At 68.9% G+C, this 16,477-nt stretch carries 13 protein-coding genes; 5 read left to right on the forward strand and 8 right to left on the reverse strand.

Annotation, left to right across the window (positions count from 1 at the left end; all coding sequences use genetic code 11):
- Window positions 1–6 precede the first annotated feature (6 nt).
- From glgX to treZ, 3 genes are read left to right on the forward strand one after another with little or no spacing between them, the layout of a single operon-like run.
- Window positions 7–2,130 (forward strand): glycogen debranching protein GlgX, encoded by a 2,124-nt coding sequence (glgX, locus tag ACJEIK_RS18115; protein WP_061002350.1) that lies wholly within the window; start codon window positions 7–9, stop codon window positions 2,128–2,130.
- A gap of 14 nt (window positions 2,131–2,144) precedes the next feature.
- The gene (gene treY, locus ACJEIK_RS18120) at window positions 2,145–4,403 is read left to right on the forward strand and encodes a malto-oligosyltrehalose synthase (RefSeq protein ID WP_409430077.1); all 2,259 of its coding nucleotides are present in this window, start codon (window positions 2,145–2,147) and stop codon (window positions 4,401–4,403) included.
- Window positions 4,396–6,114, forward strand: a complete 1,719-nt coding sequence (gene treZ, locus ACJEIK_RS18125) for a malto-oligosyltrehalose trehalohydrolase (protein WP_061002353.1) — start codon at window positions 4,396–4,398, stop codon at window positions 6,112–6,114. The genes treY and treZ overlap by 8 nt, the downstream gene beginning before the upstream one ends.
- Here the strand turns inward: treZ and ilvA are convergent.
- Window positions 6,111–7,394 carry a threonine ammonia-lyase IlvA gene (gene ilvA / locus ACJEIK_RS18130; protein WP_061002355.1) on the reverse strand — a complete coding sequence of 428 codons (1,284 nt, stop codon included), beginning with the start codon at window positions 7,392–7,394 and terminating at the stop codon, window positions 6,111–6,113. The genes treZ and ilvA overlap by 4 nt on opposite strands.
- A gap of 36 nt (window positions 7,395–7,430) precedes the next feature.
- Here ilvA and ACJEIK_RS18135 point away from each other — a divergent pair, with 36 nt between their 5' ends.
- On the forward strand, window positions 7,431–8,174 hold the full coding sequence (locus ACJEIK_RS18135) for a hypothetical protein (RefSeq protein WP_234785402.1): 744 nt from the start codon (window positions 7,431–7,433) through the stop codon (window positions 8,172–8,174).
- A gap of 3 nt (window positions 8,175–8,177) precedes the next feature.
- Here ACJEIK_RS18135 and ACJEIK_RS18140 read toward each other — a convergent pair whose 3' ends face one another.
- From ACJEIK_RS18140 to ACJEIK_RS18155, 4 genes are all read right to left on the reverse strand, one after another.
- A complete protein-coding gene (locus ACJEIK_RS18140; protein ID WP_061002357.1) occupies window positions 8,178–9,023 on the reverse strand; it encodes a patatin-like phospholipase family protein in 846 nt (281 codons plus the stop codon).
- Window positions 9,020–10,477, reverse strand: coding sequence for an ATP-binding protein (locus ACJEIK_RS18145; RefSeq protein ID WP_409430078.1), 1,458 nt, complete (start codon window positions 10,475–10,477; stop codon window positions 9,020–9,022). Before ACJEIK_RS18145 ends, ACJEIK_RS18140 begins: the two co-directional genes overlap by 4 nt.
- Before the next feature lie 278 nt (window positions 10,478–10,755).
- The gene (locus ACJEIK_RS18150) at window positions 10,756–11,394 is read right to left on the reverse strand and encodes a hypothetical protein (protein WP_061002361.1); all 639 of its coding nucleotides are present in this window, start codon (window positions 11,392–11,394) and stop codon (window positions 10,756–10,758) included.
- 60 nt (window positions 11,395–11,454) lie between these two features.
- The gene (locus tag ACJEIK_RS18155; protein ID WP_029119937.1) at window positions 11,455–11,781 is read right to left on the reverse strand and encodes a hypothetical protein; all 327 of its coding nucleotides are present in this window, start codon (window positions 11,779–11,781) and stop codon (window positions 11,455–11,457) included.
- Window positions 11,782–11,909: 128 nt separating this feature from the next.
- On the opposite strand from ACJEIK_RS18155, the gene ACJEIK_RS18160 reads away from it, so the two are divergent.
- On the forward strand, window positions 11,910–12,245 hold the full coding sequence (locus ACJEIK_RS18160; RefSeq protein ID WP_043400890.1) for an RNA polymerase-binding protein RbpA: 336 nt from the start codon (window positions 11,910–11,912) through the stop codon (window positions 12,243–12,245).
- Between the two features lie 60 nt (window positions 12,246–12,305).
- On the opposite strand, the gene ACJEIK_RS18165 is transcribed toward ACJEIK_RS18160, so the two are convergent.
- Genes ACJEIK_RS18165 through ACJEIK_RS18175 form a run of 3 tightly spaced genes read right to left on the reverse strand, consistent with a single transcriptional unit; the run spans window position 12,306 to window position 16,460 of the window.
- Window positions 12,306–13,067 (reverse strand): polyprenol monophosphomannose synthase, encoded by a 762-nt coding sequence (locus tag ACJEIK_RS18165; protein ID WP_061002365.1) that lies wholly within the window; start codon window positions 13,065–13,067, stop codon window positions 12,306–12,308.
- Window positions 13,067–14,851 (reverse strand): apolipoprotein N-acyltransferase, encoded by a 1,785-nt coding sequence (gene lnt, locus ACJEIK_RS18170; protein ID WP_409430079.1) that lies wholly within the window; start codon window positions 14,849–14,851, stop codon window positions 13,067–13,069. Before lnt ends, ACJEIK_RS18165 begins: the two co-directional genes overlap by 1 nt.
- The gene (locus ACJEIK_RS18175) at window positions 14,844–16,460 is read right to left on the reverse strand and encodes an amidohydrolase (protein WP_409430080.1); all 1,617 of its coding nucleotides are present in this window, start codon (window positions 16,458–16,460) and stop codon (window positions 14,844–14,846) included. Before ACJEIK_RS18175 ends, lnt begins: the two co-directional genes overlap by 8 nt.
- Window positions 16,461–16,477 lie beyond the last annotated feature (17 nt).

Here is a 16,477-nt window from a genome sequence, read left to right on the forward strand (position 1 = left end):
GCCTTCATGGTTGTTGGCGTCTGGCCGGGTAGCGCCTATCCCCTCGGTGCGACCTACGACGGGTCCGGCACGAATTTCTCGCTGTTCTCCGAAGTCGCCGAGCGCGTCGAGCTGTGCCTGATCGCGAAGGACGGCACGGAGGAACGCGTCAACCTCGATGAGGTCGACAGCTACGTGTGGCATTGCTACCTGCCGGCCGTGACGCCCGGGCAGCGCTACGGATTCCGGGTGTACGGGCCGTGGGACCCGGCCCACGGACACCGCTGCGATCCGAGCAAGCTGCTGCTCGACCCCTACGGCAAGTCGTTCCACGGCGATTTCGACTTCGGCCAGGCGCTGTACTCCTACGACATGGCGGCGCCGTCGGCCACCGGCGAGCCGCCCGGCATCGATTCGCTGGGGCACACCATGACGAGCGTGGTGATCAACCCATTCTTCAATTGGGACAACGACCGGCTACCGCGGACGCCGTATCACGAGACGGTGATCTACGAGGCCCACGTCAAAGGCATGACGCAGACGCACCCGGCCATCCCCGAGGAACTGCGCGGCACCTACGCCGGGCTCGCGCACCCCGCGATCATCGAGCACCTGAAGTCCCTCGGTGTCACCGCCATCGAGCTGATGCCGGTGCACCAGTTCCTGCACGACCACCGACTGCTGGACCTGGGCCTACGAAACTACTGGGGCTACAACACGTTCGGCTTCTTCGCGCCGCACTACCAGTACTCGTGGAACCAGCACGCCGGCAGCGCGGTCGCCGAGTTCAAGACCATGGTGAAGTCGTTCCACGAAGCGGGCATCGAAGTCATCCTGGACGTGGTCTACAACCACACCGCCGAGGGCAATCACCTCGGCCCGACGCTGAACTTCCGCGGCATCGACAACGCCGCCTACTACCGCCTCGATGACGACGACCCGTCGCTCTACAAGGATTTCACCGGCACCGGCAACAGCCTCAATGCCCGCCATCCCCACACGCTGCAGCTCATCATGGATTCGCTGCGGTACTGGGTGCTGGAGATGCACGTCGACGGCTTCCGCTTCGACCTCGCCTCGACCCTGGCCCGCGAGTTCTACGACGTGGACCGGCTGTCGGCGTTTTTCGATCTGGTGCAACAGGATCCGGTGATCAGCCAGGTGAAGCTGATCGCCGAGCCGTGGGATGTCGGCGAGGGTGGCTACCAGGTCGGCAACTTCCCAGGTTTGTGGACCGAGTGGAACGGGAAATACCGCGACACTGTGCGCGACTACTGGCGGGGCGAGCCCGCGACCCTCGGCGAGTTCGCCTCGCGGCTGACCGGTTCCTCGGATCTGTACGAGGCGACCGGCCGCCGGCCAAGCGCGAGCATCAACTTCGTCACCTGCCACGACGGCTTCACGCTGACCGATCTGGTGTCGTACAACGAGAAGCACAACGAGGCCAACGGCGAAGACAACCGGGACGGCGAGAGTCACAACCGGTCCTGGAACTGCGGCATCGAGGGCCCGACCGACGACCCCGAGATCCTCGAGCTCCGGGAACGCCAGCGCCGCAACATCTTCGCGACACTGATGCTGTCGCAGGGCACCCCGATGATCAGTCACGGCGATGAGATCGGGCGCACCCAGCAGGGCAACAACAACGTCTACTGCCAGGACAACCCGCTGTCGTGGATGGACTGGACGATGTGCGAGACCAACGCCGCGCTCCTGGAATTCACCCGCACCGTGGTGGCGTTCCGGCGCAAGCATCCCGTCTTCCGGCGCCGCCGGTTCCTGGCCGGTCAACCGGTGCGCAGCACCGGGCAGGTCCGCGACATCGCGTGGCTGACGCCGGCCGGCGAGGAGATGACGCTCGAGGACTGGGATTCCGGCTTCGGCAAGAGCATCTCGGTGTTCCTCAACGGCGATGCGATACCCGAACCCAACGCGCGCGGTGAGCGGGTCACCGACGACTCGTTCCTGCTGTGCTTCAACGCCCACGACGAGGCCCTCGATTTCGTGATGCCCGGCGAGGACTACGGCGCCAGCTGGGCGGCGGCCCTGGATACCGCGGACCCACACGGTCACACCGAACTGGTGGCCGAGGCCGGCGCGACGATCTCGCTACAGGCCCGTTCGCTGCTGGTGCTGCGTAAGACGGCGTGAACACGATGCCGGTCATGCCCGTTATCTCCACGTACAGACTGCAGATGCGCAGCGACGGAATGACGTTCGATGACGCGCTGGCCCTGCTGCCCTACCTCGACGAGCTGGGCGTCTCGCACCTCTATCTGTCGCCGGTGCTGACGGCAGCCTCCGGGTCAACGCACGGCTACGACGTCACCGACCCCACGGCCGTCTCTGCGGAGCTCGGTGGGCCGGAAGGCTTGTCCCGGCTGTCCGCCGCGGCGCGGGCGCGCGGCATGGGGCTCGTCATCGACATCGTGCCGAACCACGTCGGCGTCGAACGGCCCGAGCAGAATCCGTGGTGGTGGGACCTCCTGACGTACGGCCGGTCGTCGCGGTACGCGAGCTACTTCGACATCGACTGGGACCTGGACCCCGACGGCCGAATCGTGTTGCCGGTGCTGGGTTCCGACTCCGACGTCGACGACCTCGAAGTCGACGGTGACGTGCTGCGGCTCGGCGACCGGAGGTGGCCGATCCGGCCCGGCACCGGCGCCGGCACGGCCGCCGAGGTCTACGCCCGGCAGTCCTACCGACTGACGGGCTGGCAGTCCGGTTCCTGCGGCTACCGGCGGTTCTTCTCCATCACCTCACTGGCGGCGGTACGCCAGGAGGATCCCGACGTCTTCGACGCCAGCCACGCCGAGGTCGGGCGCTGGTTCCGCGAGGGCCTGGTGGACGGGTTGCGGGTCGACCACATCGACGGATTGACCGATCCGGCAGGCTATGTCGCCCGGCTGCGCGAGTTGGCCGGGCCCGGCGCCTGGATCGTCGCCGAGAAGATCCTGGCCGCCGACGAGCCGCTGGACCCCAGCCTTCCCATCGCGGGCACGACCGGTTACGACGTGCTGCGCGAGATCGGCGGGCTCTTCGTCGACCCCGACGGGGCCGACGCGCTGACGAACCTGGCCCGCGAAACCCGCAGCGATGAACGGGAACTCAAGATCAAGGTCGTCACCGAGACGCTGGCCAGTGAACTGGCCCGGCTGCGCCGAACGATCGTGCGGGCGGCCGGGGGCGACGATCCTGCCCTCCCGACCGCCATCGCCGAACTGCTCAGCCGCGTCAGTGTGTATCGCACCGACTACCCGGTACTGTCCGCGGCCCTACCCGAGGCCATCAACGAAACCCTCAGCGCGGCAACGGAACTGGCACCGGCTCTGCAGCTGGTCGTCACCGCCCTCGAGCAGCCCGAACCGGCGTCCCGGCTGCAACAGCTCTGCGGTGCGATGACGGCCAAGGCGATCGAGGACACCCTGTTCTACCGCGATGCCCGGCTGGTGTCGCTGAACGAGGTCGGCGGCACCCCGGAACGCTTCGGTATGAGCCCGGCGGAGTTTCACCAGCGCGCCGCGGCACGCGCCCACGAGTGGCCCGCCGCCATGGTGACGCTGTCCACCCACGACACCAAGCGGGGCGAGGATGTGCGCGCCCGCATCACGGTGCTGTCCCAGTGCGCCGAGCACTGGGTCCAGCGTGTCCGCCGCTGGAACGCCGTGTGCGTACCGCCCGACGAGGGCACCGGATTGTTCCTGTGGCAGAACATCATCGGCGTGTGGCCGGCCGCCGACGAGGTCGACGACACCCTCCGCGCGCGCCTACACTCCTATGCCGAGAAGGCGATCCGCGAAGCGGAGCTGCACACCAACTGGGAGCAGCCGGGCCGGGCCTTCGAAGATGCGGTCCGCGACTGGATCGACGCACTGATCGACGGGCCGGTCGCGGGCGAAGTCACCACATTCGTCCAGCAGCTCGATGAGGCCGCACGTTGCGACGCCGTCGCGCAGAAGCTGCTGGCCCTCACCGTGCCGGGGATCCCCGACATCTACCAGGGCACCGAGCTGTTCGACGACAGCCTGGTGGACCCCGACAATCGCCGTCCGGTGGATTTCGCGCGCCGCCGGACCGAACTGACGGCATTGAGCCACCCCAAGATTCGGGTGGTCGCGGCAGCGCTGCGGTCACGCCGCGAACGGCCGGACACGTACCTGTCGGGTGACTACACCCCCGTCGTCGCCGAGGGACCTGCCGCCGACCATGTCATCGCGTTCCGGCGCGGCACCGATGTGCTGGTGGTCGTGCCCCGCTGGACGCTGAAGATCGACGAATCGGCGTGCGCCGACACGGTTGTCGAGCTGCCTGCAGGTGAGTGGACCGACCGGCTGACCGGCCGCGTCTGGTCCGGCGCCGTCGCCGTCGACAATCTGTTCGCCGAACTGCCCGGCGTGCTGTTGGAGAAAGCCCGTGCCTGACCACGAATTCTCGGTCTGGGCGCCCGCGCCGGACGCCGTCGCACTCGAGGCCGGCGGCGCCCGGCACCCGATGACCCGCTCCGGCGACGGCTGGTGGCGCGTCACCGTCGACGTGCCGGCCGATGCCCGCTACGGCTTCGTCCTGGATGATTCCGATCCGTTGCCCGACCCGCGTTCACCGCGGCAACCCGATGGCGTGCACGGACTTTCGCAGCTGTGGACGTCCGAACCGCCGGCACCCTGGCCCGGCCGCACCATCGACGGCGCGGTGATCTACGAACTGCATGTCGGTACGTTCACCGAGGCCGGCACGTTCGACGCCGCCATCGAGCGGCTGGACCATCTGATCGACCTCGGCGTCGACTTCGTCGAACTCATGCCGGTCAACGCCTTCAGCGGCAACCACGGCTGGGGCTACGACGGCGTGCTGTGGTACGCCGTGCACGAACCCTACGGCGGCCCGTCAGGCCTGGTCCGCTTCGTCGACGCGTGCCACCGCCGGGGCCTGGGCGTGCTGCTCGACGCGGTGTTCAATCACCTTGGCCCGTCCGGGAATTACCTGCTCAAGTTCGGGCCGTACCTGACCGTGGGCCGGACCCCGTGGGGTGAGGCGATCAACATCGCCGCCGCCGACTCCGACCCGGTACGCCGGTACATCATCAACTGTGCGCTGCGCTGGATGCGGGATTTCGGCATCGACGGCCTCCGGCTGGACGCGGTGCACGCGCTGGTCGACATCACGGCCGTGCATCTACTGGAGGAACTGGCCGCCGAAACGGACGCGCTGGCACAGGAATTGGGCCGTCCGCTGTCGCTGATCGCCGAAAGCGATCTCAACGACCCGCGACTGATCACCCCACGCGACCGCGGCGGATACGGCCTCGCCGCCCAGTGGGACGACGACATCCACCACGCCATCCACACCGCGGTGTCCGGCGAACGGCAGGGCTACTACGCCGATTTCGGGTCGATGCAGACACTCGCCACCACCCTCACGCGTGGCTTCTTCCACGCCGGCACCTACTCGTCGTTCCGGCGCCGTCGCCACGGCCGGGAGCTCGACACCGCGCAGATTCCGGCGACCCGGCTGCTGGCCTACACCTGCACACACGACCAGGTGGGCAACCGGGCGATCGGCGACCGCCCGTCGCAGTACCTCGACTTCGGACAGCTGGCGGTCAAGGCCGCGCTGGTCCTCGGATCGCCGTATACGGCAATGCTTTTCATGGGCGAGGAGTGGGGCGCCTCGACACCGTTCCAGTTCTTCAGCTCACATCCCGAACCCGAGCTGGCACGCGCGACGGCCGAGGGCCGCAAGGCGGAGTTCGCCGACCACGGCTGGGCCGCCGACGACATTCCCGATCCGCAGGACCCGGCCACGTTCCGACGCTCCAAACTCGACTGGGACGAGGTCGGCACGGGCGAGCACGCCCGGTTGCTGCAGCTGTACCGCGACCTGATCGCCTTGCGGCGCACTGAACCCGACTTCGCCGACCCGTGGCTGGACCACCTGCGCGTCGAGTTCGACGAAGCCGACCGCTGGATCGTCATGCACCGCGGCGCGTTCGCCGTGGCGTGCAATCTCGGCGAACGGCCCGTCGAGGTACCCGTCAGCGGCGAGGTGGTGCTGAGCTCACAGACCCCCGAATCCGGAACCGGTGGCACGACGCTGCCCGGCCACAGCTTCGCGGTGCTGCGCCGAGACGATTAGGTCAGGTACCGGTACGCCGGCGACCCCGGCTCCAAGGGCTCCACGTGAATACCGGAATCGTGCATCCGCTCCAGCAGGCCGTCGAAGTTGGCGGCCGAACCGAGTTCGATGCCGACCAGCGCCGCGCCGGTCTCCCGGTTGTTGCGCTTGACGTATTCGAACAGGGTGATGTCGTCGTTGGGCCCGAGCACCTCGTCGAGGAATCGCCGCAGCGCGCCGGGCTCCTGCGGGAAGTCCACCAGGAAATAGTGCTTGAGACCCAGGTGCACCAGCGACCGCTCGAGCACCTCGCCGTAGCGCGAGACGTCGTTGTTGCCGCCGGAGATCAGGCAGACCACCGTCGACCCGGCTTCGACACCGTTCTCCATCAACGCCGCGACGGACAGCGCGCCCGCGGGCTCGGCGATGATGCCCTCGTTCTGGTACAGGTCGAGCATCGCGGTGCACACCGCGCCCTCGTCGACCGTCGTCACCGACACCATGTCACCGGCGGCGGCGAGCGCCGCGTAGGTCAGCTCCCCGGCCCGGGCCACCGCCGCGCCGTCGACGAACTGGTCGACGTGCTCCAGCGTGACGGGCTCGCCCTTGGCCAGCGCCGCGATCATCGACGCCGCCCCGGCGGGCTCGGCCCCGAGCACGGCGGTCGCCTTGGTGTGCGCGGTCAGGTAGGTGGTGATGCCGCTGATGCACCCGCCGCCACCCACCGGCACGATCACCAGGTCGGGTTCGCCGTCCAGCTGCTCGAGGATCTCGACGGCGATGGTGCCCTGGCCGGCCATGGTGCGCAGGTCGTCGTACGGCGGCACCAGCGTGGCACCCGTGCGGGCGACGTCCTCGAGTGCCGCCTCCGCGGCCAGGTCATAGGTGGCGCCGCCGACGATCAGCTCGATGAAGTCGCCGCCGTGATAGCGGATGCGGTCGCGCTTCTGCTTCGGCGTCTTGGCCGGCACGTACACGCGGCCGTGCACACCCATCGAGCGGCAGGCCAGCGCGAAGCCCTGGGCGTGGTTGCCGGCCGACGAGCACACCACGCCGGCGGCCTTCTCCTCTTCGGAGAGCTGCATCAGCAGGTTGTAGGCACCACGCAGCTTGTACGAGCGCACCGCCTGCAGGTCCTCACGCTTGAGGTACACCTGGGCGCCGGTCAGCGCCGACAGCCGGTCGCTGTACTGCAGCGGGGTGCGGGTCACCACCGAGGAAATTCGCCGGGCAGCCGCATCGATGTCGGCCGCGGCAAGCGGCGACGTCCTGTGGGTTCCCTGGCTCAGCTCGGCAGACACCGTCTAATGGTGTCATCTCGGTGCAAAACTGAGCGCATGGACCCCACCCCAGGACCGGTGCCGCCGGCGGTCAGGACGTTCGTCGAGCGCACGCACCGCCTGACGAGCAGCGCCGAACACCACGTGCCGTCGTGGCTGCGGCCCGGCGCACCGGAGAACCGGCTGCCGGTGATCGCCGCCATCCTCGGCGCGGTCCTACTGCAATGGGCCGTGCCCGAGCAGTACACCGTGGTCCCCCGGTGGCCGCTGATCGGCCTGGAGCTGCTGCTCGTGGTCGTGCTGCTGATCATCAACCCGGTGCGGATGTCCCGCGAGACCACCGTCGGTAAGTGGGCGATGTGGGTGTTGACCGCGGCCATCACCGCCGACAACACCACCTCGGCGATCGTCCTCGACGTCCACATCCTCTCCGGTCAGGTCTCCAACAACGCCGGGCTGTTGCTGGGCAGCGGCGCGGCGATCTTCATCACCAACGTCATCGTGTTCGGCATCTGGTTCTGGGAACTGGACCGTGGTGGACCGTTCGCCCGCCGGGCCGGCGACGACCCGTACCCGGACTTCCAGTTCCCCCAGATGAGCGATCCGCAGAACGCCGAACCCGGTTGGCGCCCAACGTTCGTCGACTACCTGTACGTCAGCTACACCAACGTCGTGGCGTTCTCCCCCACCGACACCATGCCGCTGTCCCGATGGGCGAAGATGATGATGACGCTGCAGTCGCTGGTGTCGATCTCGACGACCGCGCTGGTCATCGCGCGCGCCGTCAACGTGCTGAAGTAGGCGTCAATCCCGGTGGAACTCGAGCACCTCGGACTGCCGCGTCCCCGTGCGGTCGGTCGGCAACCAGTGTCGCGTCGAGTTGAGCGACCGGTCGATGAGTTCGGCCGACCGCGAGAAGTCCACCGGCGACACCCGCACCGGGCACAACGGCGGCACCACGTGCAACTCGACCAGCCCCTCGAACCGTTCGACGTCGGTGGCCAGCCGCCGATTGATCGCCAGCGTGAAGGCGTGCATCGCCATCGCGAGTGCGCCCGTGGGTGATTGCGGCATGGCGCACGAGTAGCCGGTGGGCAACACCCACACCTCGGTTGCGCCGAGGGCAACCGCGTGCGACAGCGGTGTGTTGTTCACCACGCCGCCGTCTACCAGATCGCGTCCGCCGATCCGCACGGGCGGCAGGACAGCCGGGATGGCCGCGCTGGCGACGATGGCGTCGACGGCGTCACCCGACGACAGCAGGACGTCCTGTCCGGACAGCACGTCGGTGGCCACCACGTGCAGCGGCGTGGGCGCGTCCTGCAGGCGCCCGAATCTCAGGTGCTGCTTCAGGATCGTGCGGATCCCGATGTCGGACACCAGGTGCGGGCGACGCCCGAGAACGCCGAGCAACCCCATGCTCGGGCTGGTCGGGAACACTTTCCGGCGCGACAGGGTCCGCCACAGATCGGCGAGCGCCAGGGCCCCGTCGTGGTCGGACCGCCCGGCGATCCACGCGCCGTTGAGGGCCCCGACCGAGGTGCCGACGATGAGGTCCGGCTTGATTCCCGCCTCGGCCAGCCCCAGCAGCATGCCCACCTGGACGGAGCCCAGGCTGCCGCCGCCGGACAGCACGAACGCCGTCGTCATGATCCTTCGCCCTCCGGCGCGGGCCGTAATGGAAGCCGGACGACGAAGGTGGTGTGCCGCGGTTGTGAGACCGCGAACAACTCTCCGCCGTGCCGGTTGACGACGATCTGCCTGGCCAGGTGCAGGCCCAGGCCGGTACCTTCGCCGAGCGGTCTGGTGGTGAAGAACGGGTCGAAGATGCGCCCACGGACGTCGGCGGGAATCCCGCTGCCGGTGTCACTGATCTCGATCCGGACCGCATCGTCCTCGAATCGGCTGCGCACCGTGAGCGTCCCAGAGCCGAACGGCCGCATCGCGGCGATCGCGTTCTCGATGATGCGCGTCCACACCTGATTGAGTTCGGCTGGGTAACACAGCAATTCGGGTATCGACGGATCGAAGTCCGTGATCACTTCCACCGGCGTATCCGCGCCGATCCGTCCGGCGAACATCCGCAGGGTACTGGTCAGCAGGGCGCCGATCTCCGCGAACTGGAACGGCGCGCTGTTCAGCTGGGTGTACTGCTTGACGTCGGCGACCAGGCCCGAAATCCGATGCGCCGCCTCATTGAGCTGATGCGTCAGCAGTTCGGCCTCGGCCCGGTGCCGCAACCACGTCATGGCGCGGGGCAACCAGTCCGGCCGGTGGTCACCCGGCAGCAGCTGTTCGAGCCATGCGCAGTCCAATCCGACCTCGACGAACGTCGGCGCCATGTCCCAGGCATCCGCTATACCTTGGCTGGACAACCATTCACAGACCTCGTCCTCGAGGTCGCTCGCCCGCATCGCCGACAGCCGCTGTCCGGACGCCGCGGCCACCTTCGCGACCACGTCGGCCTGCGCCGCGGCCAGGAAAGTCAGCGCCGCACTGTCGAATTCGCTGTCCATGAGCGGCACCGTGAGAGCATCCAAGCGGCCGCGCAGGTCGGTCGCGGCGCGGACGACGGCTGCCACGGGGTTGTTGAGTTCGTGTGTCAATCCGGCCGAGAGCTGTCCGAGTGCCAGCATCCGGTCCCGTTCGTCGGCGACGCGGTGCTGCTTCTCCGCGGTCTCCGCCAGCCCGTCGATGAGATGGACCGCCATCGGGAACTGGGTCTTGACGAAGGCACCGAATTCGCCGGCAGGCATGACGAAGAACCGGCTCGGCCGGGTGGCCCGCACCGAGAACCGGTTCCGGTCATGCCCGACGGGACTGAACGCCGACCGGGCACCGAAGTAGACGCCGGGCTGCGACGTTCGATCGATCTCGAGTTCCCGGCCACCGGCACGCTTCGACAGCACCAACTCGCCATCGATGAGAACCCGCAGCGGTGTGACGGGATCGCCTTCGGTGATGACCGGGCCCGGGCCGAAGACCTCGATGTGACCGGCGTGACACAGCTGCGCCAGCTGCTCGTCCGTCAGCGACTCGAACAGGAACAGTGCCTTCAGTTCCTCTGGTAGGCACTGCTGCAGGTCACCACTGACGTCTCCCACGTCGACACACTAAGCCCCGCCCGGGCCCGAATCGCGCACCCTGCTCGTTGCTCGCGAAGATCGGTCGTCGCGCGTGCCCCACAGATGGCCTCGACGCCCAGTGCCACCCGTCACTGAATTGCTCACCCCGCCGGAACTTCGGCTAGAGTGAAGACCGCCAGGCCGCAGTAACCCCGGGCCCCAAATTTCGCCGCCACGAGCGGCCTACCGCCGAGAGGCGTTCTGCGGTCTGGCTTTAACTTCTCAGCTGTATCCCGCCGATATCGGCGGTGACAGCATCAATCCAGCGAATCGCTGCGCCACAACCCGGCCGCGGCGTGGAGCTCGTTGGCGATCCGGGTGAACGTCACGGCACGGTCGGTCAGCTCCGCGGCGCGCTCCGGCGCCGTGTTCGTCGCATCCTCGGCCAGGCTCGTGCAGCCGGCCGCACTCACCCGGCAGTACGCCGCCGCGCGTTCCAGCGCCACGGCGAAATCCCCCTCGAAGACGCCGCGCAGAATCCGGTCGGCGAGCTCACGGATCTCCGTCGGCCCGACCGGCGTCTCCGCACCGGCGACCACCGGGTAGATCGAATGCAGCACCTCCGTGCCGCGGCCGAACATCAGACTCGCCGCATAGGGGTCGGTGCGGATCGACAGCCGCAGCAGATAGACGCGCCACAGCGCACCGGGCAGACTGCGCGGCCCGGCCCCGGCCCACAACTCGGCGATGGTCTCGATGCCGTGCTCGTCGGTGTACGCCACCAGCCGGGAGACCACGTCGGGGTCCGGATAGCTGCGCACACGTTCCAGCAGCGCCGCCGCGGTCTCGTGGGCGACGCGGCTGTCCTGCACGGGGTCCTCGACATCGTGGAACGCCTCGAAGCCGCGGCCCAGGAACTTGGTCGGCTTGTGTATCCGCCGACGGTCGTCAGTCATGCACCAATTCTTTCCCGCCACCGCGCGCCGTCAGCGGCTCATCCCGTCGCTGCGCTCGCCCTAACGCCAGCCGTCGGCGTCTTTGGCGGCCTGCAGCAGCACCTCACACAATTCTTTCAATTCAGTGGGTCCGGCGCCTTCGGCAACTGCCGTCGCGACGTCCTCGGCCGCACACCGTACCTGATAAACGCGGTCCGAGAGCGCCGCCGCTTCTTCGGCGCTGAGCACCACCGAGTCCTCGGCCAGGTTGGTCCCCTTGACCATGGCCCGCTGTTCATAGGCGCGCTGGCGGCACGACTGGCGGCAGTATTGGCGACGACGGCCCATGCCCGCGTCGGCCACCTCCCGGCCACACCACCGGCACGGCTGGGCCTTCGAGCGCTTCATGTCCGCCTCACGGTCGTGACTGTATCCGCCGGGCGGCCGAACGCCGGTATCATGGACAATCGAGTCGGGAACTTCACGGCGCTGGACTGCGTTGATTCCCTGTCGCTATACCAAGGGAGTGATTGACGATGGCTGATCGTGTTCTGCGAGGTAGTCGCCTCGGAGCTGTGAGCTACGAGACCGACCGCAACCATGACCTGGCACCGCGGCAGGTGGCCCGCTACCGCACCGACAACGGCGAGGAATTCGAAGTTCCGTTCGCCGACGACGCGGAAATCCCCGGCACCTGGGCGTGCAAGAACGGCATGGAAGGCACCCTGCTCGAGGGTGACGTGCCCGAGCCCAAGAAGGTCAAGCCGCCGCGTACCCACTGGGACATGCTGCTCGAGCGTCGTTCCGTCGAAGAGCTCGAAGAGCTGCTCAAGGAGCGCCTGGAGCTGATCAAGACCCGCCGCCGCGGCTGATCTGATTGCGCCAACGAAAAAGCCCCGCCGCGAGGCGGGGCTTTTTCGTGCTGACGTCAGCTAGCGGACGACGCCGCGGGCCCGGTCCAGCCGGCCGCGGATGCCCCACTTCGCCACCTGCGACATGGCCTCGCGGATGTTGGATCCGCTCATCTTCGAGACGCCCAGTTCGCGCTCGGTGAACGTGATGGGCACCTCGACGACGGTGAAGCCCGCGTTGATGGCGCGCCACGTCAGGTCGATCTGGAAGCAGTAGCCCTTCGAATCGACGTCATCGAGGCCGATCTTCTCCAGCACGTCGTGCCGGTAGGCGCGGTAGCCGGCCGTGATGTCGTGAATCTTGACGCCCAGCAGCACTCGGGCGTAGGTGTTCGCGGTGCGCGACAGGACGAGCCGGCGACGCGGCCAGTTGCGGATGGCGCCGCCCGGGACGTACCGCGACCCGATGGCCAGGTCGGCGCCGGCGTCGACGGCGTCCAGCAGGCGGTACAGCTCCTCGGGCGCATGGCTGCCGTCGGCGTCCATCTCGACCAGCACGCTGTAGCCGCGGCCCAGGCCCCAGGCGAACCCGGCGAGGTACGCGGCGCCCAGACCGCCCTTGCCGGCGCGGTGCATGACGTGCACGCGGTCGGGATCGGCCAGCGCCAGCTCGTCGGCCAGCTGGCCGGTGCCGTCGGGGCTGTCGTCGTCGACGACGAGCACGTGGACGTCCGGACGGGCGGCGTGCACGCGGCCGACGATCAACGGCAGGTTCTCGCGCTCGTTGTAGGTCGGAATGATGACCAGCGTGCGCTGACTCGGACGGTCCTCGCCCATGGTCATTACCCCTGTTCGTTCTCGGTGTCGGTGTCGGTGTCAGGCCCGGCTGCACTGCCGTCCTGACGCTCCGCAGCCGCCTGGCGGCGGCGCACGAGCTTCCTATTGTGCAACATGGCTGCCAGAAGAGCCGAAACGCCGACCCCGATGAGCACACCGTTGAGGACCGGTCCCCACCTCGTGGCGAACGTCAGATCGGTCTTCAACCGCACCTGGCGGTCCAGGTAGCCGGGCTGGAAGAACTCGGTGCGCTCGAGGACCTGGCCGTTCGGCGCGACCAGGGCGCTGATGCCGGTGGTGCCCGCGACGACGACGTACCGGTCGTGTTCGACGGCGCGCAGCCGGGCGAACGCCAGCTGCTGCACGCTCATCGGTTCGTCGAACGTCGCGTTGTTCGCGGGCACCGCCAGCAGCTGTGCGCCGTTCAACACCGACTGCCGGGCGGCACGGTCGAAGATGACCTCCCAGCAGGTCGTCACCCCGATCGGCACCCCCGCGGCGGTGACGACGCCGGTGCCGTGGCCCGGTACGAAGTAGCCGGCCCGATCGGCGTACGGCGACAGCATCCGGAAGAAGCTGCGCCAGGGCAGGTACTCCCCGAACGGCTGGACGATGGCCTTGTCGTGGCGCTCCCCCGGCCCATCCGTCCCGTTCCACACGATCACCGAGTTGGTGGTCACCGGGTGCTCCGGCGTGTACTCGGGCGCGGCCAGCACGGTGCCCACCAGGATCGGCGCGTGGATCGCGGAGGACGCGGCCGAGATCAGTTCCGCGGCGTCGGCGTTGACCAGCGGGTCGATGTCCGACGAGTTTTCCGGCCAGATGACCACCGTCGGTTGCGGTGCGCGCCCGGCGCGGACGTCCTCGGCCAGCAGCTTGGTTTCGTGGACGTGGTTGTCGAGCACCGCGCGCCGCTGGGCGTTGAAGTCCAGGCCGAGACGCGGCACGTTGCCCTGGACCGCGGCGACGTTGATCGCGGGGTCGTCACCCGCACCGGCACCGGCCTTGCGGACGTGCGGCCAGGCCAGCACGGTGAGCAGCAGCACCACGGCGATGCAGATGCCCGGGATGAAGACCTCCGGCGGGGCCGCCACACCCGTGCGGTGATCGTGCCGCCAGTGCCTGACCGCCTCGAGCACGATGGCTGTTGCGCAGAAACCGATGAGCGCCACCGCGAACGACACCAGCGGTGCACCGCCGAGCTGCGCGAGCGGCAGCAGCGGGCTGTCGGTCTGGCCGAAGGCGAGGACGCCCCACGGGAAGCCGCCGAACGGCACCGTCGACTTGAGCCATTCGGCCGATACCCACAGCGCGGCGAACCACAGCGGCCAGGCCGGCAGGCGCCGCACGAGAACCGCGGTCAGGCCGAACACTCCGGTGAAGAACGCTTCCAACACCGCCAGCATCAGCCATGGCACCGGGCCGACGAAGTTGCTGATCCACGGCAGCAGCAGCGTGTAGAACACCATCCCGGCCAGCATGCTGTAGCCGAAACCGCCGGCGGGCGTGGTGCGTTCGTCGATCAGTACCCAGGCCAGCAGCGCCAGCGCGACGAACGACAGGTACCAGAGGTCGTACGGCGGGAAGCTCGCGCACAGCAGCAGACCGGCCACGACGGCGGCGCCCAACCGGATCAACCGGGGCTCGAAGAACCGGCGCAGGCCGGCGACGATCCGGGCACCTCGGCCGGGCCCCTGTGGCTCTTCGGGTGCGTCGGGGGTTTCCGGCTCCGGCTCGGCCGGGGCCGCTTCCGGTACTTCTTCCTGTACCTCTTCGGTGCCCTCAGCCATGGATCAGCTCACCGCGGTGCACGGTCTGCAGGCAGGTCGGCAGCTCGTCATCGGGTCCCAGTGGCGGCAGCACCGGCACCCGCGAACGCGGATCGGTCGACCAGCGCTGCACGGCGTCGGCCGGTGCGGTGACGTCGAGGGCGTCAGCGCCGCCCGGCACCTGCCAGACGGCGTACGAGGCGACGGCGCCCGGCACCAGCGTGCCCGTCATGCCGTCACGGACACCGCCGGCCCGCCAGGCGCCGCGGCTGGCCGCCAGGAATGCCGACCGCGCCGAGATGGCACTACCGGCCGTCCGGTGACTGATGGCCGCGCGCACGGATTCCCACGGATTGATGCTGGTGACAGGACTGTCCGAACCGAAGGCGAGGGGCACGCCTTGCGATGCTAACAGCGCAAACGGGTTCAAACCCCGCGCTCGATCGACACCGAGACGCTGGGCGTACATGCCGCCGGCGCCGCCCCACAGCGCGTCGAAATTCGGCTGCATGCTGGCGACCACGCCCCACGCGCCGAGCTTGCGCGCCTGTTCGGCGTCGACCATCTCGAGGTGCTCCAGCCGGTGCACACAACGCGCCACCGCGGGTGCCCCGAACGCGGCCACGGTGCGCTCCAGCGCGTCGACGACGGTGGCGACTGCGGCGTCGCCGATGACGTGGAAGCCCGCGGTGATGCCGGCCTCGGTGCAGGCCAGCAGGTGTGCGGTGACGGCGTCGGTGTCCAGGTAGGTGTTGCCGCAGCAGCTTGGCGCATCGGTGTAGGGCTGCTGCAGCCAGGCGGTACGGGACCCGAGCGCGCCGTCGATGAAGAGGTCACCGGCCAGACCCTGGGCTCCGGTTCGGGCCAGCAGGTCGCGGGCCGCGGCCGCGTTGTCGACGGCCTCGCCCCAGTAGCCGACGATGTCGACGCCGTGTTCGGTGGCGCGCAGGTCGGCCCAGTCGTCGAGACCGCCGATCTCGGGGCCCGCGCACTCGTGCACCGCGACGATGCCGTTGCGGGCGGCCAGGTCGAGCGCGGCGCGCTGGGCGTCACGGCGTTGCGTCGCACTGAGCAGATCGCGGGCCGCGGCACGTACGCGGTGGTGGGCGTCGGCGGTCAGTGGTCCCTGCGCGGAGAAGCCCGCGGCGTCGGCGAGCCCGGGCACCAGCTGCCGCAGGCCGGTCGTCGCGACGGCCGAGTGCACGTCGACCCGGGCCAGGTAGGCAGGCCGCCCGCCGACGACACCGTCGAGGTCGGCGGTGGTCGGGACGACGCGCTCGGGCCAGCCGGATTCGTCCCAGCCGTGGCCCCAGATGACGCCGTCCGGGTGCCGCGCGGCGTGCTCGGTCAGCAAGGTCAGCAGATGCGGCAGCGACGTCGCGGTACGCAGGTCGAGCCCGACCACGGTGAGCCCGGTGGCGGTCAGGTGCACGTGGCTGTCGACGAACGCCGGCGCCACGAACGCGCCCTCGAGGTCGACGACGGTGGCGTCGGGGTGCAGTGCCCGGCCGACGTCATCGGAACCGAGCCAGGCCACCACGCCGTCGCGGATCGCGATCGCGGTGGCGTCGGGCGCCGCAGGGCTGTGAATACGACCGCCCAGCAGCAGCGTCGTCGCAAAGGTGGTCACGAAGGTGACAGGTTAGT

This window comes from Mycobacterium sp. SMC-16 (genome assembly GCF_046250085.1).
Lineage (GTDB): Bacteria > Actinomycetota > Actinomycetes > Mycobacteriales > Mycobacteriaceae > Mycobacterium > Mycobacterium phocaicum.

What these genes read in the sequence shown, in the direction of transcription:
- ACJEIK_RS18160 (WP_043400890.1), top strand. Translation starts at nt 11,910, where the DNA reads ATGGCTGATCGTGTTCTGCGAGGTAGTCGCCTCGGAGCTGTGAGCTAC.
- ACJEIK_RS18135 (WP_234785402.1), top strand. Translation starts at nt 7,431, where the DNA reads ATGGACCCCACCCCAGGACCGGTGCCGCCGGCGGTCAGGACGTTCGTC.
- ACJEIK_RS18155 (WP_029119937.1), bottom strand. Translation starts at nt 11,781, where the DNA reads ATGAAGCGCTCGAAGGCCCAGCCGTGCCGGTGGTGTGGCCGGGAGGTG.
- treY (WP_409430077.1), top strand. Translation starts at nt 2,145, where the DNA reads ATGCCCGTTATCTCCACGTACAGACTGCAGATGCGCAGCGACGGAATG.
- ACJEIK_RS18140 (WP_061002357.1), bottom strand. Translation starts at nt 9,023, where the DNA reads ATGACGACGGCGTTCGTGCTGTCCGGCGGCGGCAGCCTGGGCTCCGTC.
- ACJEIK_RS18165 (WP_061002365.1), bottom strand. Translation starts at nt 13,067, where the DNA reads ATGACCATGGGCGAGGACCGTCCGAGTCAGCGCACGCTGGTCATCATT.
- ACJEIK_RS18150 (WP_061002361.1), bottom strand. Translation starts at nt 11,394, where the DNA reads ATGACTGACGACCGTCGGCGGATACACAAGCCGACCAAGTTCCTGGGC.
- lnt (WP_409430079.1), bottom strand. Translation starts at nt 14,851, where the DNA reads ATGGCTGAGGGCACCGAAGAGGTACAGGAAGAAGTACCGGAAGCGGCC.
- glgX (WP_061002350.1), top strand. Translation starts at nt 7, where the DNA reads ATGGTTGTTGGCGTCTGGCCGGGTAGCGCCTATCCCCTCGGTGCGACC.